This is a genomic window from Novosphingobium guangzhouense, assembly GCF_002896965.1.
Lineage (GTDB): Bacteria > Pseudomonadota > Alphaproteobacteria > Sphingomonadales > Sphingomonadaceae > Novosphingobium > Novosphingobium guangzhouense.
Genome location: NZ_LYMM01000023.1, coordinates 105,209 through 120,056, shown reverse-complemented (window position 1 = coordinate 120,056; position 14,848 = coordinate 105,209). Strand labels below are relative to the sequence as shown.

The window sequence follows — 14,848 nt, the reverse complement described above, 5'->3', positions numbered from 1 at the left end:
ACCGAGGTTTACTTCAACCTTCTGGCGGACGGACGACTTCGCCATCGCAATGCCAATGCCACGATGGCCGGGATCGACACCGACGCCTACATCCTGGCTGTCAGCCACCCCATGCGCAGCGATGGAAACACAGCCCCTGACGAAATCACGGTCGTGGACGCAAGCTATGTCCGCCGCTCAGGCGTGGCCCTGGTCGACTCGCTGGCGAAGGTCACCGCCCATCTCACGATGGGAGCCAGCACACAGGTTCAGTTCAGCGGCGCCCACGGAAACGTGCGCATCGCCTGCTCCGCGCCCGTGCAAGTGGTGGGCGAAGCGGGATCGGTCGCATGTTCGAACGGCCAGGCCGTATTGCCCCGAACGCACTGACCATCCCCACCCTCGCAAAACTTATCGAAGAGGAAAGACATTGAACAACGCGGCGTGGAACAAGCTGCAGGGTCTCGACAAGCCCACCCTGAAGCAGCTTTTCGATGCAGACTCCGGTCGCCTCGACACGTTTGCTACGCGTTTCGCTCTGCATGAGGAGGATGGTGCTCCCGGTATCCTGTTCGACTGGTCGAAGACGCACCTCGATGCCGCGCATGTTGCCGCCTTAGAGGAACTGGCCGAGGCGCAGGACTTCGCCGGTCGCCGGGCCGCGCTGTTCGCGGGCGAGATCGTCAATCCGACCGAAGGCCGCGCCGCCGAGCACACCGCCCAGCGCGGCGTTGGCAGCGAGGCGAGCGTCCGGCTCGCGGCCGAGAACCATCATCGCATGGCCGCCATCGTCGAGGCCATCCACCGCGGCGCCATGGGCAAGGTCAAGCACCTGATCCACGTCGGCATCGGCGGCTCGGCGCTTGGGCCCGCGTTGGCGATCGATGCGCTGGCGCGTACCAATGGACCAGGTGGAGGCGCAATGGTGGAGGTGCACGTTGTCTCCAACATCGACGGCTGCGCGCTGGAGCAGGCGTTTGCGAAGTGCGATCCGGCCACCACGATGCTGGCGGTCGCCTCCAAGACCTTCACCACCATCGAGACGATGACCAACGCCGACAGCGTGCTGATCTGGCTGCGCGAGAACGGTGTCGAGGATCCCTATGGCCGCGTCGTCGCGCTTACGGCCGCGCCGGAAAAGGCGATGGAGTGGGGCGTCGACGAAACGCGCATCCTGCCGTTTTCGGAAAGCGTGGGAGGGCGTTACTCGCTGTGGTCCTCGATCGGCTTCCCCGTCGCGATGGCGCTGGGCTGGCCGGACTTTGCCGAGTTCCTCGACGGGGCGGCGGCGATGGACGTGCATTTCCGCGATACCGATGGCCTTGCGAACCTGCCGCTGCGCGCCGCTTTCGCCGACCAGTACTACACCCGCCTGCGCGGTTGCCAGACCCGCGCGGTCTTCGCCTATGACGAGCGCATGGCGCTGCTGCCCGACTATCTCCAGCAACTGGAGATGGAATCGAACGGCAAGCAGGTGACCTTCGACGGCAAGCCCATGGACGGCAACACCGCGCCGATCACCTGGGGCGGCGTCGGCACCGACGCGCAGCATGCGGTGTTCCAGCTGCTCCATCAGGGCACCAACCTCGTGCCCGTCGACTTCATCGCCTCGATCGCGCCCGGCCACGACCTGGCCTTCGACCATCACCGCATGCTGCTGTCGAACTGCTTCGCGCAGGGCGCGGCGCTGATGGCGGGCAAGCACAGCGACGATCCGGCGCGCGCCTATCCGGGCGACCGTCCCTCCGCGACGATTCTGGTCGACGACCTGACGCCCGCCACCTTCGGCGCGCTGGTGGCATTCCACGAGCATCGCACCTTCGCCAACGCCGTGCTACTGGGCATCAATCCGTTCGACCAGTTCGGCGTCGAGCTTGGCAAGGAGATCGCCAAGCAGATCGAGGCGGGCAGCACGCAGTTCGATCCGTCTACCACGGCGCTGCTGGCGCTGGCGGGGATCGTGTGAGTTCACCGGGAGCAAACTAAATTTGGAGCACCTTTAATCTGGCCTTGGCCGCGATTGGCCGTAAGGAGAAGTTCCGCTTCGAATGTTGCTCCCTCGATTATCCGCCATTCGCGAAGAGTGAACAGTCTCCTTCAAAAAGATGCGGTTAGATTGAAAGAGGCATAGCGCGTCCATCGTCCGAACGGCGCATTGGCGCGTCGCGAAGGAAACGCCCTTTGGCAAGGATCAAGCCGTCAAACTCGAACCGCAGGCGCTGCGGCACAACCCAGTAACGTACGTTTGCTTCGGATTGATGGCGGACGAAATTCCCGGATGGTTCCGATGCGTCGCGCACGCCGGTCGGGGAAAAGCCGTCCTCACCCGATGCAAGGCATATCGCCCGATAGACCGCGAACCAGCCAAGCCGCTTGCTCAGTGTCGCTTCGCTGCGGACATTGGGTGTCATCAGGTTGGTGCGCGCGATGGAATTATAGAGACCCGCCGAGGCAAGGTCGGCCTACCGCATTCCGAACAAGTGTGTCGAACCGGTCATAGGAGCCTCCGAGCGTGTCGCCGCTGGCCCGGTCGAACCCCACGGAGAGGCGCGGTTTCCAGATGCCCTGGAAGGTGTAGCCCCGGTCGGCATGGATAAAGCTTGCGCGGACACTCCTGGCGACATCGGCTGCGGGTATCACTTTCTATTTTTTGCCGTTTCTCCGGCCTTGATTGTTTCGGGTGGGCCTTCGTAACATCTGTTAAAGTGGCGCCAGCACCGCGCTCTATTGGCCGAATATTGGGGGTGGGATGTCTGACATACCGATGCAGCGCTTGACAGAGTTTGCGGGACTGAATGCCAACGATCTGGCGCTTTTCCGCAGTTTGTTTGGGCCCGAAAAACGCATCTCGCGTCGCAGAGACATTCGGACGCAGGGTGATCCTGTACAGGAAATCTTCCTGCTCTCCTCGGGCTGGGCGGTTAGCTGCTTTGATTTAAGAGGCGGAGAGCGTCAGATCGTCAAATTGCACACCCCTGGCGACGTGCTGGGTGCGCCGAGCCTCGCGATGGAGACTGCAGCCGAAACGCTTGTCGGAATGACGGACGTAACAATACGGTCAATGCCATTGAGCGCCATTGGCAGGATCTTCAAAGAGGCCCCTTCGTTGGCGGCAAGCCTCTTCATTAGCGCTCAGCAAGAGCGAATATTCCTTATGGAACGCTTGGCGTCATTAGGTCGAATGCCTGCTATCAAACGCTTTGCCGTATTGCTTCTCCACGTGCATGATCGCCTCGTACATATCGGACGAGAGTGCGGCGTGGTCGATTGGCCTTTCACGCAGGCAGATCTGGCGGACATACTTGGTCTGACGAGCGTGCATGTGAACCGGATTATGCGGAGTCTGGACCAGCAGGGGTTGATAAAGCGAAGAGGATCAACTGTAATTCTCAGCGACCTAGCAGCCCTGCGTCGGCTGTCAGAGTTGCCTGAACGACAATGGATTCACGGACCTGATTGGCTTGCCCAGATCGCTCTCTAAACACTGTGTACGCCTTGGGGCTTTGGCGATGCCGTCCAGGCTGCGTCTCTCCAGCCAACTGGAACCGGTGCGCCATTCCTGTCCGGCATGAAACGCTGGTTACGGAAGGGTCGCCGTCCTTATGCAGCTACAAGGGCAATATCTTAGGATCGCAATTCGGTTATCGGAGCTCCACAGATCGACGCAGTGCCGCCGAAGAGTTCGCGCCAATGCGGGCCGAAAGACGAATGTCCGGTTCGCCGCCGAACCATAAGGATAGCTGACATTCGAGCGGGTTTCGGGCCCACTGCGTTTTAGGTCTGGTCCGGCACAGCCCGTACCTTGGCGGCCAACCGGTCAATGCCAAATGGCTTTGCGAGGAATTCGGTGCCGGGATCGAGCTGACTGTTATGAACCGCAGCGTTGCGGGTGTATCCCGTGATGTAGATCATCGTGACGTCGGGAAGAATGGCTTGCGCCCGATCGGCAAGTTCCCGATACCCGGCATGGTGCGGCGACGATGGCCAGCGCCGCCTTGTCGCTTTCGTGGCGGATCGAAGAGATGACTCAACTCGATGTGCAATGTGTGACCAGGCTCGATTCCGCGACACCCGACGTGCGTCTCGTATTCGGTATCAGTCACAAGTTCCGAACTGGCGACCCGGCGAAGGGCCGGGCCGCCAGGATATCTTAAGCGATGCCGGCGCCGCCGGTCACGCCATAGACTTCTCCCGTGATGTAACTGGCCTCCTGCGAAGCGAGGAGCACGTAAACGGGCGCAATTTCGACCGGCTGCCCGGGACGACCGAACTGGCTCTGCTCGCCAAACTTGGCGACCTTTTCCTGAGGTTGACCACCACTAGGCTGGAGCACAGTCCAGAACGGACCAGGGGCCACGACGTTGGCCCGAATGCCTTTTTCGATCAATTGTTTTGCAAGTGCCTTTGTATAGGCGACGATGCCCGCCTTGGTCGTGGCATAGTCCAGCAGAATATCGGACGGCTCATAGGCCTGAACCGACGCCGTCGTTATGACTGATGCGCCCGCGGGAAGGTGAGGAACGGCAGCCTGGGCAATCCAGTGCAATGCGTAGAGATTTGTCTTGAGGGTCTTGTCGAAATCCTGCGAACTGACCTCGGCAACGCTCTCGCGAAATTGCTGGCGACCGGCATTGATGACCAGGATATCCAGGCCGCCAAGTCCGCTCACTGCGTCCTCGACCAGCTGCTTGCTCCAGGCCTCGTCGGTAATATCGCCGGGCAAAGCCACGGCTTTGCGGCCTTCAGCTTCGATGAGGGCAAGGACTTCCTTCGCGTCCTTTTCCTCGTCAGGCAGGTAGGCAATGGCGACATCTGCACCTTCGCGCGCGTAAGCGATTGCAGCAGCACGCCCGATACCGGAATCGCCCCCTGTGATGAGAGCCTTTCGTCCTTTGAGCTTGCCGGCCCCGACATAGCTGTCCTCGCCATGATCAGGCTTGGGGTCCATTTCCGCAGCAACGCCGGGCGCCGTCTGCGGCTGTTCTGGAAACGGGGGCTGCGGATACTGTGTGCGAGGATCTTGCAGTGCGAGGCGGTCGGTCATGAACGCTCCTGTCATTTGGATGGGCCCGCTCTCGGAAGCGGGCGGGCAAGAACCAAAACAGCCGCGATGTGCCTGGTTCCATATCTCATCAAGTCCGGCGCCAAAGATGCGCCAGGGCGTTCCTCGGCAGACGCTGCCCGACAAGAATACCCGTTGTTCATGAACGGCGTGCTGCTGGCCCTGTCACGAGGCTGACAGTTCCGAATTGGCCCACCACACCTTGTCACTTATCGATGCGGGGTAATTTGATACGGCAACTCTGGATTAACGGAGTCATCCATTAAGGCTGCAGGTGGGTCCCGTTCAACAGTAGCAACTGTCCGATCAAGGTGTCGCCGACCGTCGCATCAGAGCCAGGCTATAGGATGTTTCGCTTCGAAGGGATCAAGTTTGCCGGCTGATGGTTGAAGCAACTCTCAAGAAGGATAACATCATGACCACGCAAACCACGATCTCAACGCTCAACGGCCTGATCAAAACGACCCTCGATAGCATGAAGGGCTATGAGGACGCTGCCAAGGATGCTGAGAGCACCCAGTTCGCTACGATGTTCGCTGAGTTCGCACGGGACCGCAGCGCGGCGGCCAGCGACCTTCAGGCCGAAGTTCGCCGATTGGGCGGAACCCCTGAGGACGACAGCAGCTTCCTCGCCGCCGCTCACCGCACGTTTATGGACCTGAAGCAGGCTATTACTGGCAAAGACGACAAAGCGATCATCCAGGAAGTCGAGCGTGGTGAAGACCACATCAAAGCCAAGTTCGAAGAGGCGCTGCGCGACAGTGAGCTGGAACCGTCTTCGCGCTCCGTCGTAGAAAAGGCGTTCGTATCCGTCAAAGAAGGTCACGATAAAATGAGCGCGTTGAAGCACAGCATTGCATGACAAGATTAAGGCCGCCCCGTTATGGGCGGCCTTTATACATCTGGACGAAGGCTTGTTGGCGGTTTCTGAGTCGTTCATGCCGGGAGAGAATGAAGCTCCAGACGACGAGAAACGCACAATCGCCCAGTAGGGTAGATCGCCAACATCCGCATGAGGGCGACCCGTTTTCGAAAGTAGCTTAAGGCCCTACGTCGCTCTCAGAGGTGCGCAGGCGATAACCTTGACGCGACGAAAAGCCCAGGGCAGCGGCCACGGGGTCATTCCAGCCATAGGGGTCAGAGCGGATAACGGGCTCACCATCCTCACCGAGCACCACAGTCTGGTAGAGCAACCTCACGGGAATCTCGCGCGGCAGCTTGACGAACGTCTCCTCGCCGGTCGCACGAGCTTTGTGCCATTCGTCGAGTACGCCTTCGTCCTTCGCAAGCATCTCGGCGAACCCTAGAGCATCTTCTACGCGCACGCAGCCGTGACTGCGCTGACGCTGGACCTCCTGGAAGAGCTGCTTGGCGGGCGTGTCGTGCAGGTAGATCTGGTGATCGTTCTTCATGTCGAACTTCACGAGGCCGAGTGAATTTTTCGGTCCAGGCTGCTGGACAACCCAGCCATCCTTCCATGCCATGTTATTGCGCTCAAGGTAGGCGCTCCCCTTGCCGGCGATCTCCTTGTTCTGGATCGAGCGCGGCACTGTCCACGTTGGGTTGGCGACGAGGCGATAGATCGGCGATCCCAACTGGGGTGTCTCGTTCTCAGGCTCACCGACGACCACTTTGCGGCTGTCGGCGACCTTACCGTCGCGCCAGTAGAGAAGGCGTCCCGCGGCAACGTTCACGTCGATGCGCGTAGGGGCAGGACTGCGGTCGAGCCAGCGCAACCGCTCCATCGCCACCGCCATCGTCCGGGCCCGATCCGCGTCCGACAGGTTGAGGATTTCGAGAGCGTCAGCGCCGATGACGCCATCCGGCTTGATTCCGTAGTCAGCCTGCATGCGCTGCACCGCGCGGACCATAGTGGGGTTGTAGGTGTTTCCCTGCACAGCAGAGCGATCGAGGTAGTCGGAGGCGACAAGCTGGCGCGTGATCGCGGGAACCCGCGCGTCAGTGGCGCCAGGCTTCAGCGGCTCGCCCTTGTCGGGGATCGTGGAGGCGGGCGCGCTGCCTTGCTTGCGCAGCGCGAGATAGGACCTGGACAGCGCGCGGTAGCCGTCGTCCTGCGGAGCCAGCCCATCGAGCCATTTGTCCAGATGACCTTCCTTGAGAGCTGCACCCAGACCATTCAGCAGGTTCGGATTGGGCCGGGTGACGGTATAGACGTCATAGAGCTTGGCAGGATCTGACGCCCCGCGGGCTAGCGCCGAGGCGTAACGCAACGCGCTTTGCGTCAGGGCGCGATCGCCTTCGGCATTGCCGGGCTGGCCATCCACAGCGAACCGCACCCGGTCGAGGCCATGCGCAGCACGGCGGCCGATTGCATCGCGCAACTGCCGGACAGCCCCATCATTCCAGCGCACCTGGTCAATGTTGATCGGCGGCGCTTCGGTTGTCTGGGACGTATTGTCAGGCTTCGAATGGCACGCGGGAAGCGCGACCGTTAGGGCCAGCAACGAGCAAGCGATCACAGTTCTATGCACACGGATCTCCTGGTAAGACCCGTACGACAACTTATGGAAATCACGTAGGTTTCACGCTTGCCCTAAGCGCGGGCTGCAAAGACCATCCGTCCTTCGCCCAGGAAGCTGAACACGTCGCTGAGCTTGTTCTCGCCGACCGCAAAGCATCCCTGACTGCGTCCGAGCTTGCCATGGGAGGGGATCATGTCGTCGTTTGCATACCAAGCGCTGTGGATCACGATCGCACGGCTGAGCGCGTTGTTGTTCGTCGGGTCGAGCCCCACCAGACGCTGCGACCGACCGTGCTTTCCTGTATAGTAATCGGCCGTGAGGAAGGCACCCTCACTCGAGGCATTGGAGCCGAAGGCGTTGGAGAACCGCTCGAGGAACCCGGTATGCCCCGGGTCGGAGCCCGAACCATGCGCGACCAGTAACCGCGAAGCCTTGCCGCTCACTACATCGAGGAAGTGCAGCCGGGGATCGGAAGATGGCGCAGTAAAATCTATAATGGCCATCCGGTCTCGCGCCTTGACCGAACCTGAGTGCTGCTCCAGCGCAGATAGAGCCCGGCGCAGCAGCGCCGGGTCCACCGAAAAGCGAGCGGCATCTAAAGTCGTCTGCGGCATGCCCGAAGAATTACGGGGGGTAGCTGGAATAGCGGTTGGCCGGTGCGGCGGTGACGATTCTAAAAGTGGCTTGGCGGCCGGCCCGGCAAGGGCCGCAAGAGCAATGCCCGCGCTTGAAATAATCATGGCGCGCCGGTCGGTTCTGAAGGTCAGATCAGCCATGCCTCCGATAATGGCTATGTCCGCTTGCGATTAAATAGGCGTTGGCGACTTTTGTTGGGGCACTTTTGCAATTAAGCGCCGAACCGTTGTAAATACGCGGTCGGCAGCTTGAGGTGCCATCTAAATTTCTGGAACAAATTTCCCGCGCTGAACTTTCTTGCACTTTTCAAACACTCCGTTCGGATTGCAAAAGCCTGAAAGAGGTCTCGCAATCAGGGTGCGAGTGGTGCCGAGGCGCAAATGTCCGGCCTACCTATGAAACTCCGGGCGTGCATTGTTACGTTGTCGCCTCCTCAGTCCCGGCAGCTGCTGGCGAGGGGCCCTGCTTGGGATCGCCGGTATTTCCTTCCGCGACGTCTTGCTGAGCGCCCTCAGCCGCACCCTCCTTCGCCGCATCGGCAACCGAATTTTCGAACATCCGCTTGAGAACCCAGCCTACGGCGAAGGTGACAGAGGCCGTCACTACCGCGCGAACCGCAGTTTCCTTCAGCGACCGAACGAACTGCTTACGCTGCAGCCGCCCCGGCTGACCCGCGACTACGTCTGCTAGCTTCTCCCTGGTTCGCATCGGACCGTCCCTCAAATTGTTGCATGATCATCGAATAACGCCCAATCGCAGCTCTGGACGCGCTAAATGGGTCGCCGGACCTACGATGCAGCGTCTAGGACACCCGCTGACAGATTAGCCGCCGGCGACTTCAACCGCACCAGCGTCGCGAAAAGCCTGGATGACCGCATCGCCTTCATCCTCGTTCATATCCACCGAGACGACAAGCTGACCTTCGTATGCCGCGCCGGAGCCCTCCGGCGTTTCCCGGTTTTGTCCGCTCGCGACGTCCGCCCCGGCAGGCTGATCGCCAGCGCTGTTTTTGCTCCCCGCGGGCTCGATGAAGATGTCGGTCCGTTCTATGCCATATTCCTGAACGAGGTGCTCGACTGCAAGCTCGACTTCCCGGCGGCCAGGAAACAGTGCCTTGATGGTGGTGGACATGCATCTACTCCATTACAGGTATTGAGAGCGCAAGGGCACTGACATAGTTCCCGCGGCACGCCGTAATCGAACTCGCTGATTCCTTCGCTGTCACCTGGGCGAGGACATCTACCCACGCATCGGCAACGCGCTGTTCCTGATCTCGCTGAGCCAGGGCGAAACCGGCCCCGGCCTGCCGGTCTAAACCGGGGCCGGCGCCGGTTGTATGGCGTAATGGATCGGCTTGAACGACCCGCCGTTCGATGCATAGGCCGAGCAGGCGGTCAGCCCGATCACGCAGTCCTCGGCCGCGCGCAGGCGGATCAGGTCGCCCGCGACGCTGGTGGGCGGGATCACCGAGATGCGCCCCGTATCCTGCTCCACCGGCACGTTCATGAAAAGGTTGAACGCGGTGGGGATTGCGTCCTCCTCGATCCCGTAGGGCGAGAGCGCTGCGGCGAGGTTGCCGAAACATCCGCGATGGACCGGCTTGTCGGGATAGAAGTGCCGGAATGTCGCCTCGCTGCAGGGCGTCAGCAGGAAGTCGTGTCGGCCGACGGTGTCCTCGACGATCTCCAGCAGCACCCGCGAGCGGTTGGACCAGAGTCGGTTGCCGGTGGTGAGACTGATGGTCTCCTCATAGTCGAACGTGCGCCCGTTCGAGATGACTTCGCGCACGTCGTGCGCCGCGAAGGCCAGCAGGTCGGCGACCTGGCAGCCCTGCGGGTCGGTCACGGTGAGTATCTCGCCCGCGCCGAGGAGGAAGGCGGCACCGCTGCGCGGGCCGATCACTTTGGGCTCAATCACTTTCGCATCGCTCATACACGCGGGTCCCTGAACGGGCAGCCCCAGTCCGGCTCGACCGCGCGGCCGCTGTACTGGCGCGCCTCGCTCGCCTCGCCGTGGCGCGCTAGCATCGGATTGAGCGAGCCCGCGATGGCGAGGTCACGGTCGAGGATGCGCTCGCGCATGCGCTCGTAGCGGCCTTCGGCGCGTAATCTCTCGAACTGTTCGTGCAGGTTGAACACCAGCACCGGGCGCGTGAAACGTCGCGCGGGCCGCGAGGCATTGGGGTGCAGGCCGACGACGAAGAACGCGCTGCCACCGAAGCTGAGCGAGAAGTGCGGGTCCTCCGGATCAGGACTTACCGCATCGTCGTAGGGCTGGCCGAGCCAGGCGTCCTTGTCCGCGAAGGACTGAATGCGCTCCCACATCGCGTGTTCGAACGCGCGCTCGGTGAGGTCGTCGGGGCCTTCGAAGACGACGGCCAGGCTGCGCAGTCCTTCCGGGTCGCCCTGATAGTCCTGGCTCCACTGCAGCAGCTCCCGGTGGATCACGACGTCGTTCCAGGCGCTGGTCAGGTCGCGCGCCGCGACGACCTTGAGCGAACCCTTGGCCAGCGCCGACTTCGCCCCAACGCAAGGGAACGCTGGGTCGCGAACGAACGCTGTGAATTCTTCCTCCAGGTTCCGGAGCGAGGGGTCCGCCATCATGCATTTCTCTCCATTGCGGATGTAAACGAACGACGGCCGGAAAGGTGTCCACCCCTCGTCGCGGGATCGAAGACCCTGTGGTGTTCGCTGCTTGGGAAAGGGCAATGAAAAGGTGATGCCATGCACGTACTGATTATCGAGACGGCCCGCTGATCGCCATGTTGATACAGAATGCTCTGGAGGACGCGGGCACGACGAGCTTCATATCGTCGAACATGAAACCGATGCGGTAATTTCCGCCCGGTACGACCAACCCGCGTTCATCACCTCCGACGTGAAGTTGAACGAACGCACCGGCCCCGCGGCCGCGCGCATCCACGATGAACTCAGCGACATACCGGTCTTCGTCACCGCCACGCCGGACGCGGCCATGCCCTGCGACCCGGCCGGTGCGGTGCTCCGCAGGTCCTTTGCCCACGACGAGCTGGAGCGGGCATTCCGCAAGGCGCTGACGGCGTGAAAAGGCCAGTCGGCCGCCGGCCTTCACGCTTTACCGAGAACCACTCCATGAGGCCGCGCCTTCGACTAAAGCGAGGGAATTTGCGGTTACATCGTACCTCGCATCGCAGCATACTCCGCGATGAAATCTCTTCTCCCTTAGGCACCAGGAGCAGCGCTTCGCGTTCCTCGGTTCTATCCGACTAAGGAGTTGCCGCTTGGAAAACGTCGCCAGTTGGATTGCGCCCGCTGCCACGATGATCGCCGCCATGATGACCGGAGCCAATCTCGGTACGCGGGTCACAGGCTGGGGCTTCGTCGTCTTCACTATAGGCTCAATCGCATGGTCGGTCGTCGGCCTGACGACGGAGCAGACCAATTTACTGGCTACCAATGGCTTTCTGACCCTTGTCAACCTGATCGGTATCTGGCGCTGGCTGGGCAAGCAGCGGGCGTACGAGGATAGCGGTAGGTCAGCCACCGAAGCAAGTCGGCGCTCCGCCTATCCCACACTGTTCACCGCGACAGGCATGGCCGGCATGCCTGTGACGACCAGCGATGGCGAGCCGATCGGCAAGGCGGTCGAAGCGCTCGTTACCTGTGAGGACGGCAGCGTTAGTTACGTCGTGGTGGCCGCCAACGGTGTCGGCGGTATCGGCGAGGAACTTCGTGCCGTTGACCGAACGCAGATCGACTTCGCTTGCGACGAGCTAAAGCTGCGGCGCTCACGCGATTGGTTCGAAAGCCTGCCGCCTCTTACTGACGGAGACTGGCCCGCGGCACCGGCGGAGATAGCCCCGCGCGACCGTCGCTGAACGCTTTTCATCGTTTGGGAGTGCCTGCCCTTCCGCGGGTACGGAGTAGGTCATCCGCCAAGCCATTTGAGAGTGATCCGCAACAGGAGCGAAAGTCTGGATCGCCGGTTATCGCGGGAGGCAGGCTACCTGCCGAAAGATAACAGCGAAGGAAAAACCATGACCAAGAAAGCGCAGGATGCGATCGCTTTGCTCAAGGCTGACCACCGTACTGTTGAGGAACTGTTCGAGAAATTTGAGAGTGCCAAGGCTCCGACGAAGCAGGCGACGCTTGCGAAGCAGATTTGCACCGAGTTGATTATTCATACAATCATCGAGGAAGAAATATTCTATCCTGCCCTCAAGGGTAAGATCGAGGACGACATGTACGACGAGGCGCATGTCGAGCATGATGGTGCCAAGCTGCTGATTAGCCAGATCCTGGCCGGAGAGCCTGGCCAAGATTTTTGGGAAGCCAAGGTGACCGTTCTGTCCGAGGAGATCAAACATCACGTCCATGAAGAAGAAATGCCCAAGGAGGGTATGTTCGCGCAGGCGCGCGCGGCGGACGTGGATTTGGATGCGCTCGGCGCTCAAATGGCCGAGCGAAAGGCCGAACTACAAGCCCAGTTCGAAGCCGACGGTCTGCCAACGCCGACCACGCGGACTCTCAGCCCGGTGGAAGTCGAACTTGGCGCGCCTGTCGCCTAAAATCGGCGACCGAAAGGCCACGCCTTCGAACCGAGAAGACCGGGTCCATGTGCCCAGAATGTAGGCCTTCGATTACAAGATCATTCCGGTAAGGCCTGCGGTTCTCTAAAAAGGGTGCGTTGCGATGCGACGCGCCCTTTTCATCCACGTGGCAACCAGCTCACGTCAGCTAAGAGTAAATCTAAGTCGGACGTATAAGCCTTCGGGGCGAAAATCGAATTCGGCCCCGCAACCCTCGCCGCGAAGGGCGCGTGAGATCATACGCGAGCCGAAACCTTTTCGGTCAGGGGAAGCCACCTTCGGCCCGCCAGTCTCGAGCCATCTGATTTTCAGGAATTCGATATTACCCTTAACGTAAAGCTCCCAAGCAATCTTCACCGTTCCGGTCAGGTTGGAAAGAGCCCCATATTTCGCTGCGTTCGTGGCCAGTTCATGAAGAACCATGGCAAGCTGCAGCGCGCGCTCAGCCGAGATTTCCACGTCTGGCCCGGTGATTTCGAACCGCCTATCGGCCTCAGCAGCGAAAGGGGATACGGCCCGTTCTACGATATGGGTGACGTTGACCGCCTCCCAATCGCGCTGCGTGAGCAGATCATGCGCTTCGGAGAGGGCGAAGAGGCGCGCGTTGAATGCCTCCTTCTCCGCACCCGGGGCCTGGCGAAACGTTTGCATGGCCACCGCCTGGATCGTCGCCAGCGTATTTTTGACCCGGTGTTTCAGTTCGTGGAGAAGCAGCTCATTCGCTTCCTCCGCACGCTTTCGCTGCTCGATTTCCTGCTGGGCAGCCTTGTGCAGCCGCGCATTATCCATCGCGACAGCGGTCTGGGCTGCAATCGCGGAGACAAGGTTTTCGGTATCAACCGTGAACTTTCCGGGCTCATCATGGGCAAAAAACAGCCCCCCGAGCACTTCGCCCGACACTGAAGTCACAGGCACCGCGAGATAGCTGACGACAGGGAAGTGCCCCGCCGGCATCCCATAGTGCGGGGCACTGCGCCCGTAGCGCGGATCTTTCCGGATATCGTCGGAGCGGATTACACCTTCGCCTGCAAAGGTCGGCGCAAAGACCGCCGTGTTTCGAGGCATTCCAAAATTGAACGCCTCCCGGGCTGCGCCGGAAAGCGTATAAAGCTGGTAGGATTCTCCAGCAGCGTTGGTGACGTTATAGAAGAAAGCACCGAATTTCGCACCGCTCAGCTCCGTGCCAATGTCGGTCACTGCCTGCACAATCCGATCAAGATCAAGATCGCGGGAGATTTCGTTGGCGACGCGATAGAGGGTCTGCAGACGCTCGGATTGCTGAGTGAGCAATGTCTCGGTCTGTTTGCGCGCGGTGATGTCACGAGCGATTTTGGAGGCACCGATTACCTGACCATCAGCCGCTTCGATCGGGGATACGGTGAGGGAAATATGGATCAGCGACCCGTCCTTGCGCCGGCGCAGGGTTTCGAAATGCTCGACCCGTTCCCCTGTTTTGAGGCGCGCGATGATCTCGTCTTCTTCAGACCTGCGATCCTCGGGGATCAGTGTGAGTATCGAAGCGCCTATAATCTCGCTTGGGGAATAGCCGAATATCCGCTCGGCACCGGCGTTCCAATCCGTGATAATGCCATCAAGCGTCTTGCCGATGATAGCGTCATCGGAAGATTCAATGATGGCTGCAAGCCGATCGGCAGCGCTCAATGCGCGTCGCTGTTCAGATCCTTCTTCCCCGTCCATACCCGTAGCGACTTCCGCAGCCATTAAGGCTGTCCCCTTTTCCCGCCCAAATCTGCAACAGCAGTGAGCAAGCGATCCATTGCATATGGCTTGTCGAACACCAGGTCAAAGAGATCGGTACGAGACCTCGCTATGGCGCCCTGGGCCCCGCTCACCAAGATGATGGGGATGCCCTGAAGGACGCTGTCAGCCTTCATGGTCTCAGCCAGTTCGAGCCCAGTCATCAACGGCATCATGAAGTCCGTGATGACCAGATCCGGCGCCAGGCTGCGTATAAGCTTCAGCGCGTCTACACCATGTGCCGCGTCGTGCACCTCGTGGCCGGCATCTTCCAGACTGACCACCAACAAATCGGCGATCAGGAACTCGTCTTCGGCAACGACTATCTTCATGGAGAACTCCGACCGGGGTTTTTGTCCATGA

General features: G+C 60.7%; 18 protein-coding genes. 7 read left to right on the top strand and 11 right to left on the bottom strand.

Annotated features, from left to right (window positions below):
• Nucleotides 1–369: hypothetical protein (locus A8V01_RS28505; RefSeq protein WP_211294969.1), on the top strand; the 369-nt coding region annotated here is incomplete at its 5' end.
• A 40-nt stretch (nucleotides 370–409) separates the two neighbouring features.
• Nucleotides 410–1,945 carry a glucose-6-phosphate isomerase gene (gene pgi, locus A8V01_RS06735; protein ID WP_103095151.1) on the top strand — a complete coding sequence of 512 codons (1,536 nt, stop codon included), beginning with the start codon at nucleotides 410–412 and terminating at the stop codon, nucleotides 1,943–1,945.
• Between the two features lie 145 nt (nucleotides 1,946–2,090).
• Here the strand turns inward: pgi and A8V01_RS29135 are convergent, their stop codons facing one another.
• Nucleotides 2,091–2,390, bottom strand: coding sequence for an alginate export family protein (locus tag A8V01_RS29135; protein ID WP_245892357.1), 300 nt, complete (start codon nucleotides 2,388–2,390; stop codon nucleotides 2,091–2,093).
• 338 nt (nucleotides 2,391–2,728) lie between these two features.
• Between A8V01_RS29135 and A8V01_RS06725 the strand changes: the two genes are divergently transcribed.
• Nucleotides 2,729–3,460, top strand: a complete 732-nt coding sequence (locus tag A8V01_RS06725) for a Crp/Fnr family transcriptional regulator (protein ID WP_103095150.1) — start codon at nucleotides 2,729–2,731, stop codon at nucleotides 3,458–3,460.
• Between the two features lie 293 nt (nucleotides 3,461–3,753).
• Here the strand turns inward: A8V01_RS06725 and A8V01_RS28500 are convergent, their stop codons facing one another.
• Nucleotides 3,754–3,891, bottom strand: a complete 138-nt coding sequence (locus A8V01_RS28500) for a response regulator (RefSeq protein WP_170065850.1) — start codon at nucleotides 3,889–3,891, stop codon at nucleotides 3,754–3,756.
• A 238-nt stretch (nucleotides 3,892–4,129) separates the two neighbouring features.
• On the bottom strand, nucleotides 4,130–5,023 hold the full coding sequence (locus A8V01_RS06720; RefSeq protein ID WP_036528184.1) for an SDR family oxidoreductase: 894 nt from the start codon (nucleotides 5,021–5,023) through the stop codon (nucleotides 4,130–4,132).
• 433 nt (nucleotides 5,024–5,456) lie between these two features.
• Here A8V01_RS06720 and A8V01_RS06715 point away from each other — a divergent pair, with 433 nt between their 5' ends.
• Nucleotides 5,457–5,903: a ferritin-like domain-containing protein gene (locus A8V01_RS06715; protein ID WP_103095164.1), complete on the top strand. Its 447-nt coding sequence runs from the start codon at nucleotides 5,457–5,459 to the stop codon at nucleotides 5,901–5,903.
• Nucleotides 5,904–6,081: 178 nt separating this feature from the next.
• Here the strand turns inward: A8V01_RS06715 and A8V01_RS06710 are convergent, their stop codons facing one another.
• The 6 genes from A8V01_RS06710 to gntA all read right to left on the bottom strand — a co-directional run bounded on the left by A8V01_RS06710 (nucleotide 6,082) and on the right by gntA (nucleotide 10,763).
• Entirely contained in the window at nucleotides 6,082–7,533 is a 1,452-nt protein-coding gene (locus A8V01_RS06710; protein ID WP_103095163.1) for a L,D-transpeptidase family protein, read from the bottom strand.
• A gap of 62 nt (nucleotides 7,534–7,595) precedes the next feature.
• Nucleotides 7,596–8,300, bottom strand: coding sequence for a murein L,D-transpeptidase catalytic domain family protein (locus A8V01_RS06705; protein WP_245892356.1), 705 nt, complete (start codon nucleotides 8,298–8,300; stop codon nucleotides 7,596–7,598).
• 277 nt (nucleotides 8,301–8,577) lie between these two features.
• Nucleotides 8,578–8,868, bottom strand: coding sequence for a hypothetical protein (locus A8V01_RS06700; protein WP_245892355.1), 291 nt, complete (start codon nucleotides 8,866–8,868; stop codon nucleotides 8,578–8,580).
• 114 nt (nucleotides 8,869–8,982) lie between these two features.
• Nucleotides 8,983–9,291 (bottom strand): hypothetical protein, encoded by a 309-nt coding sequence (locus A8V01_RS06695; protein ID WP_103095149.1) that lies wholly within the window; start codon nucleotides 9,289–9,291, stop codon nucleotides 8,983–8,985.
• A gap of 180 nt (nucleotides 9,292–9,471) precedes the next feature.
• Nucleotides 9,472–10,092 (bottom strand): DUF1989 domain-containing protein, encoded by a 621-nt coding sequence (locus A8V01_RS06690; RefSeq protein WP_103095148.1) that lies wholly within the window; start codon nucleotides 10,090–10,092, stop codon nucleotides 9,472–9,474.
• Nucleotides 10,089–10,763, bottom strand: coding sequence for a guanitoxin biosynthesis heme-dependent pre-guanitoxin N-hydroxylase GntA (gene gntA / locus A8V01_RS06685; protein WP_103095147.1), 675 nt, complete (start codon nucleotides 10,761–10,763; stop codon nucleotides 10,089–10,091). The genes A8V01_RS06690 and gntA overlap by 4 nt, the downstream gene beginning before the upstream one ends.
• 280 nt (nucleotides 10,764–11,043) lie before the next feature.
• Between gntA and A8V01_RS06680 the strand changes: the two genes are divergently transcribed.
• The 3 genes from A8V01_RS06680 to A8V01_RS06670 all read left to right on the top strand — a co-directional run bounded on the left by A8V01_RS06680 (nucleotide 11,044) and on the right by A8V01_RS06670 (nucleotide 12,706).
• Complete coding sequence (locus tag A8V01_RS06680) at nucleotides 11,044–11,223, top strand: hypothetical protein (RefSeq protein WP_103095146.1); 180 nt, start codon at nucleotides 11,044–11,046, stop codon at nucleotides 11,221–11,223.
• Nucleotides 11,224–11,458: 235 nt separating this feature from the next.
• The gene (locus A8V01_RS06675; RefSeq protein ID WP_103095145.1) at nucleotides 11,459–12,016 is read left to right on the top strand and encodes a PRC-barrel domain-containing protein; all 558 of its coding nucleotides are present in this window, start codon (nucleotides 11,459–11,461) and stop codon (nucleotides 12,014–12,016) included.
• Between the two features lie 159 nt (nucleotides 12,017–12,175).
• Nucleotides 12,176–12,706 (top strand): hemerythrin domain-containing protein, encoded by a 531-nt coding sequence (locus A8V01_RS06670; RefSeq protein WP_103095161.1) that lies wholly within the window; start codon nucleotides 12,176–12,178, stop codon nucleotides 12,704–12,706.
• Nucleotides 12,707–12,871: 165 nt separating this feature from the next.
• Here A8V01_RS06670 and A8V01_RS28495 read toward each other — a convergent pair whose 3' ends face one another.
• Nucleotides 12,872–14,449 carry a PAS domain S-box protein gene (locus A8V01_RS28495; protein ID WP_170065849.1) on the bottom strand — a complete coding sequence of 526 codons (1,578 nt, stop codon included), beginning with the start codon at nucleotides 14,447–14,449 and terminating at the stop codon, nucleotides 12,872–12,874.
• Entirely contained in the window at nucleotides 14,449–14,817 is a 369-nt protein-coding gene (locus A8V01_RS06660) for a response regulator (protein WP_103095144.1), read from the bottom strand. The genes A8V01_RS28495 and A8V01_RS06660 overlap by 1 nt, the downstream gene beginning before the upstream one ends.
• Nucleotides 14,818–14,848 lie beyond the last annotated feature (31 nt).

Coding starts and splice junctions, on each gene's coding strand:
- A8V01_RS29135 (WP_245892357.1), bottom strand. CDS start 2,390: ATGACACCCAATGTCCGCAGCGAAGCGACACTGAGCAAGCGGCTTGGC.
- A8V01_RS06725 (WP_103095150.1), top strand. CDS start 2,729: ATGTCTGACATACCGATGCAGCGCTTGACAGAGTTTGCGGGACTGAAT.
- A8V01_RS28500 (WP_170065850.1), bottom strand. CDS start 3,891: ATGATCTACATCACGGGATACACCCGCAACGCTGCGGTTCATAACAGT.
- A8V01_RS06720 (WP_036528184.1), bottom strand. CDS start 5,023: ATGACCGACCGCCTCGCACTGCAAGATCCTCGCACACAGTATCCGCAG.
- A8V01_RS06715 (WP_103095164.1), top strand. CDS start 5,457: ATGACCACGCAAACCACGATCTCAACGCTCAACGGCCTGATCAAAACG.
- A8V01_RS06705 (WP_245892356.1), bottom strand. CDS start 8,300: ATGGCTGATCTGACCTTCAGAACCGACCGGCGCGCCATGATTATTTCA.
- A8V01_RS06700 (WP_245892355.1), bottom strand. CDS start 8,868: ATGCGAACCAGGGAGAAGCTAGCAGACGTAGTCGCGGGTCAGCCGGGG.
- A8V01_RS06695 (WP_103095149.1), bottom strand. CDS start 9,291: ATGTCCACCACCATCAAGGCACTGTTTCCTGGCCGCCGGGAAGTCGAG.
- A8V01_RS06690 (WP_103095148.1), bottom strand. CDS start 10,092: ATGAGCGATGCGAAAGTGATTGAGCCCAAAGTGATCGGCCCGCGCAGC.
- gntA (WP_103095147.1), bottom strand. CDS start 10,763: ATGATGGCGGACCCCTCGCTCCGGAACCTGGAGGAAGAATTCACAGCG.
- A8V01_RS06675 (WP_103095145.1), top strand. CDS start 11,459: ATGATCGCCGCCATGATGACCGGAGCCAATCTCGGTACGCGGGTCACA.
- A8V01_RS06670 (WP_103095161.1), top strand. CDS start 12,176: ATGACCAAGAAAGCGCAGGATGCGATCGCTTTGCTCAAGGCTGACCAC.
- A8V01_RS28495 (WP_170065849.1), bottom strand. CDS start 14,449: ATGGCTGCGGAAGTCGCTACGGGTATGGACGGGGAAGAAGGATCTGAA.
- A8V01_RS06660 (WP_103095144.1), bottom strand. CDS start 14,817: ATGAAGATAGTCGTTGCCGAAGACGAGTTCCTGATCGCCGATTTGTTG.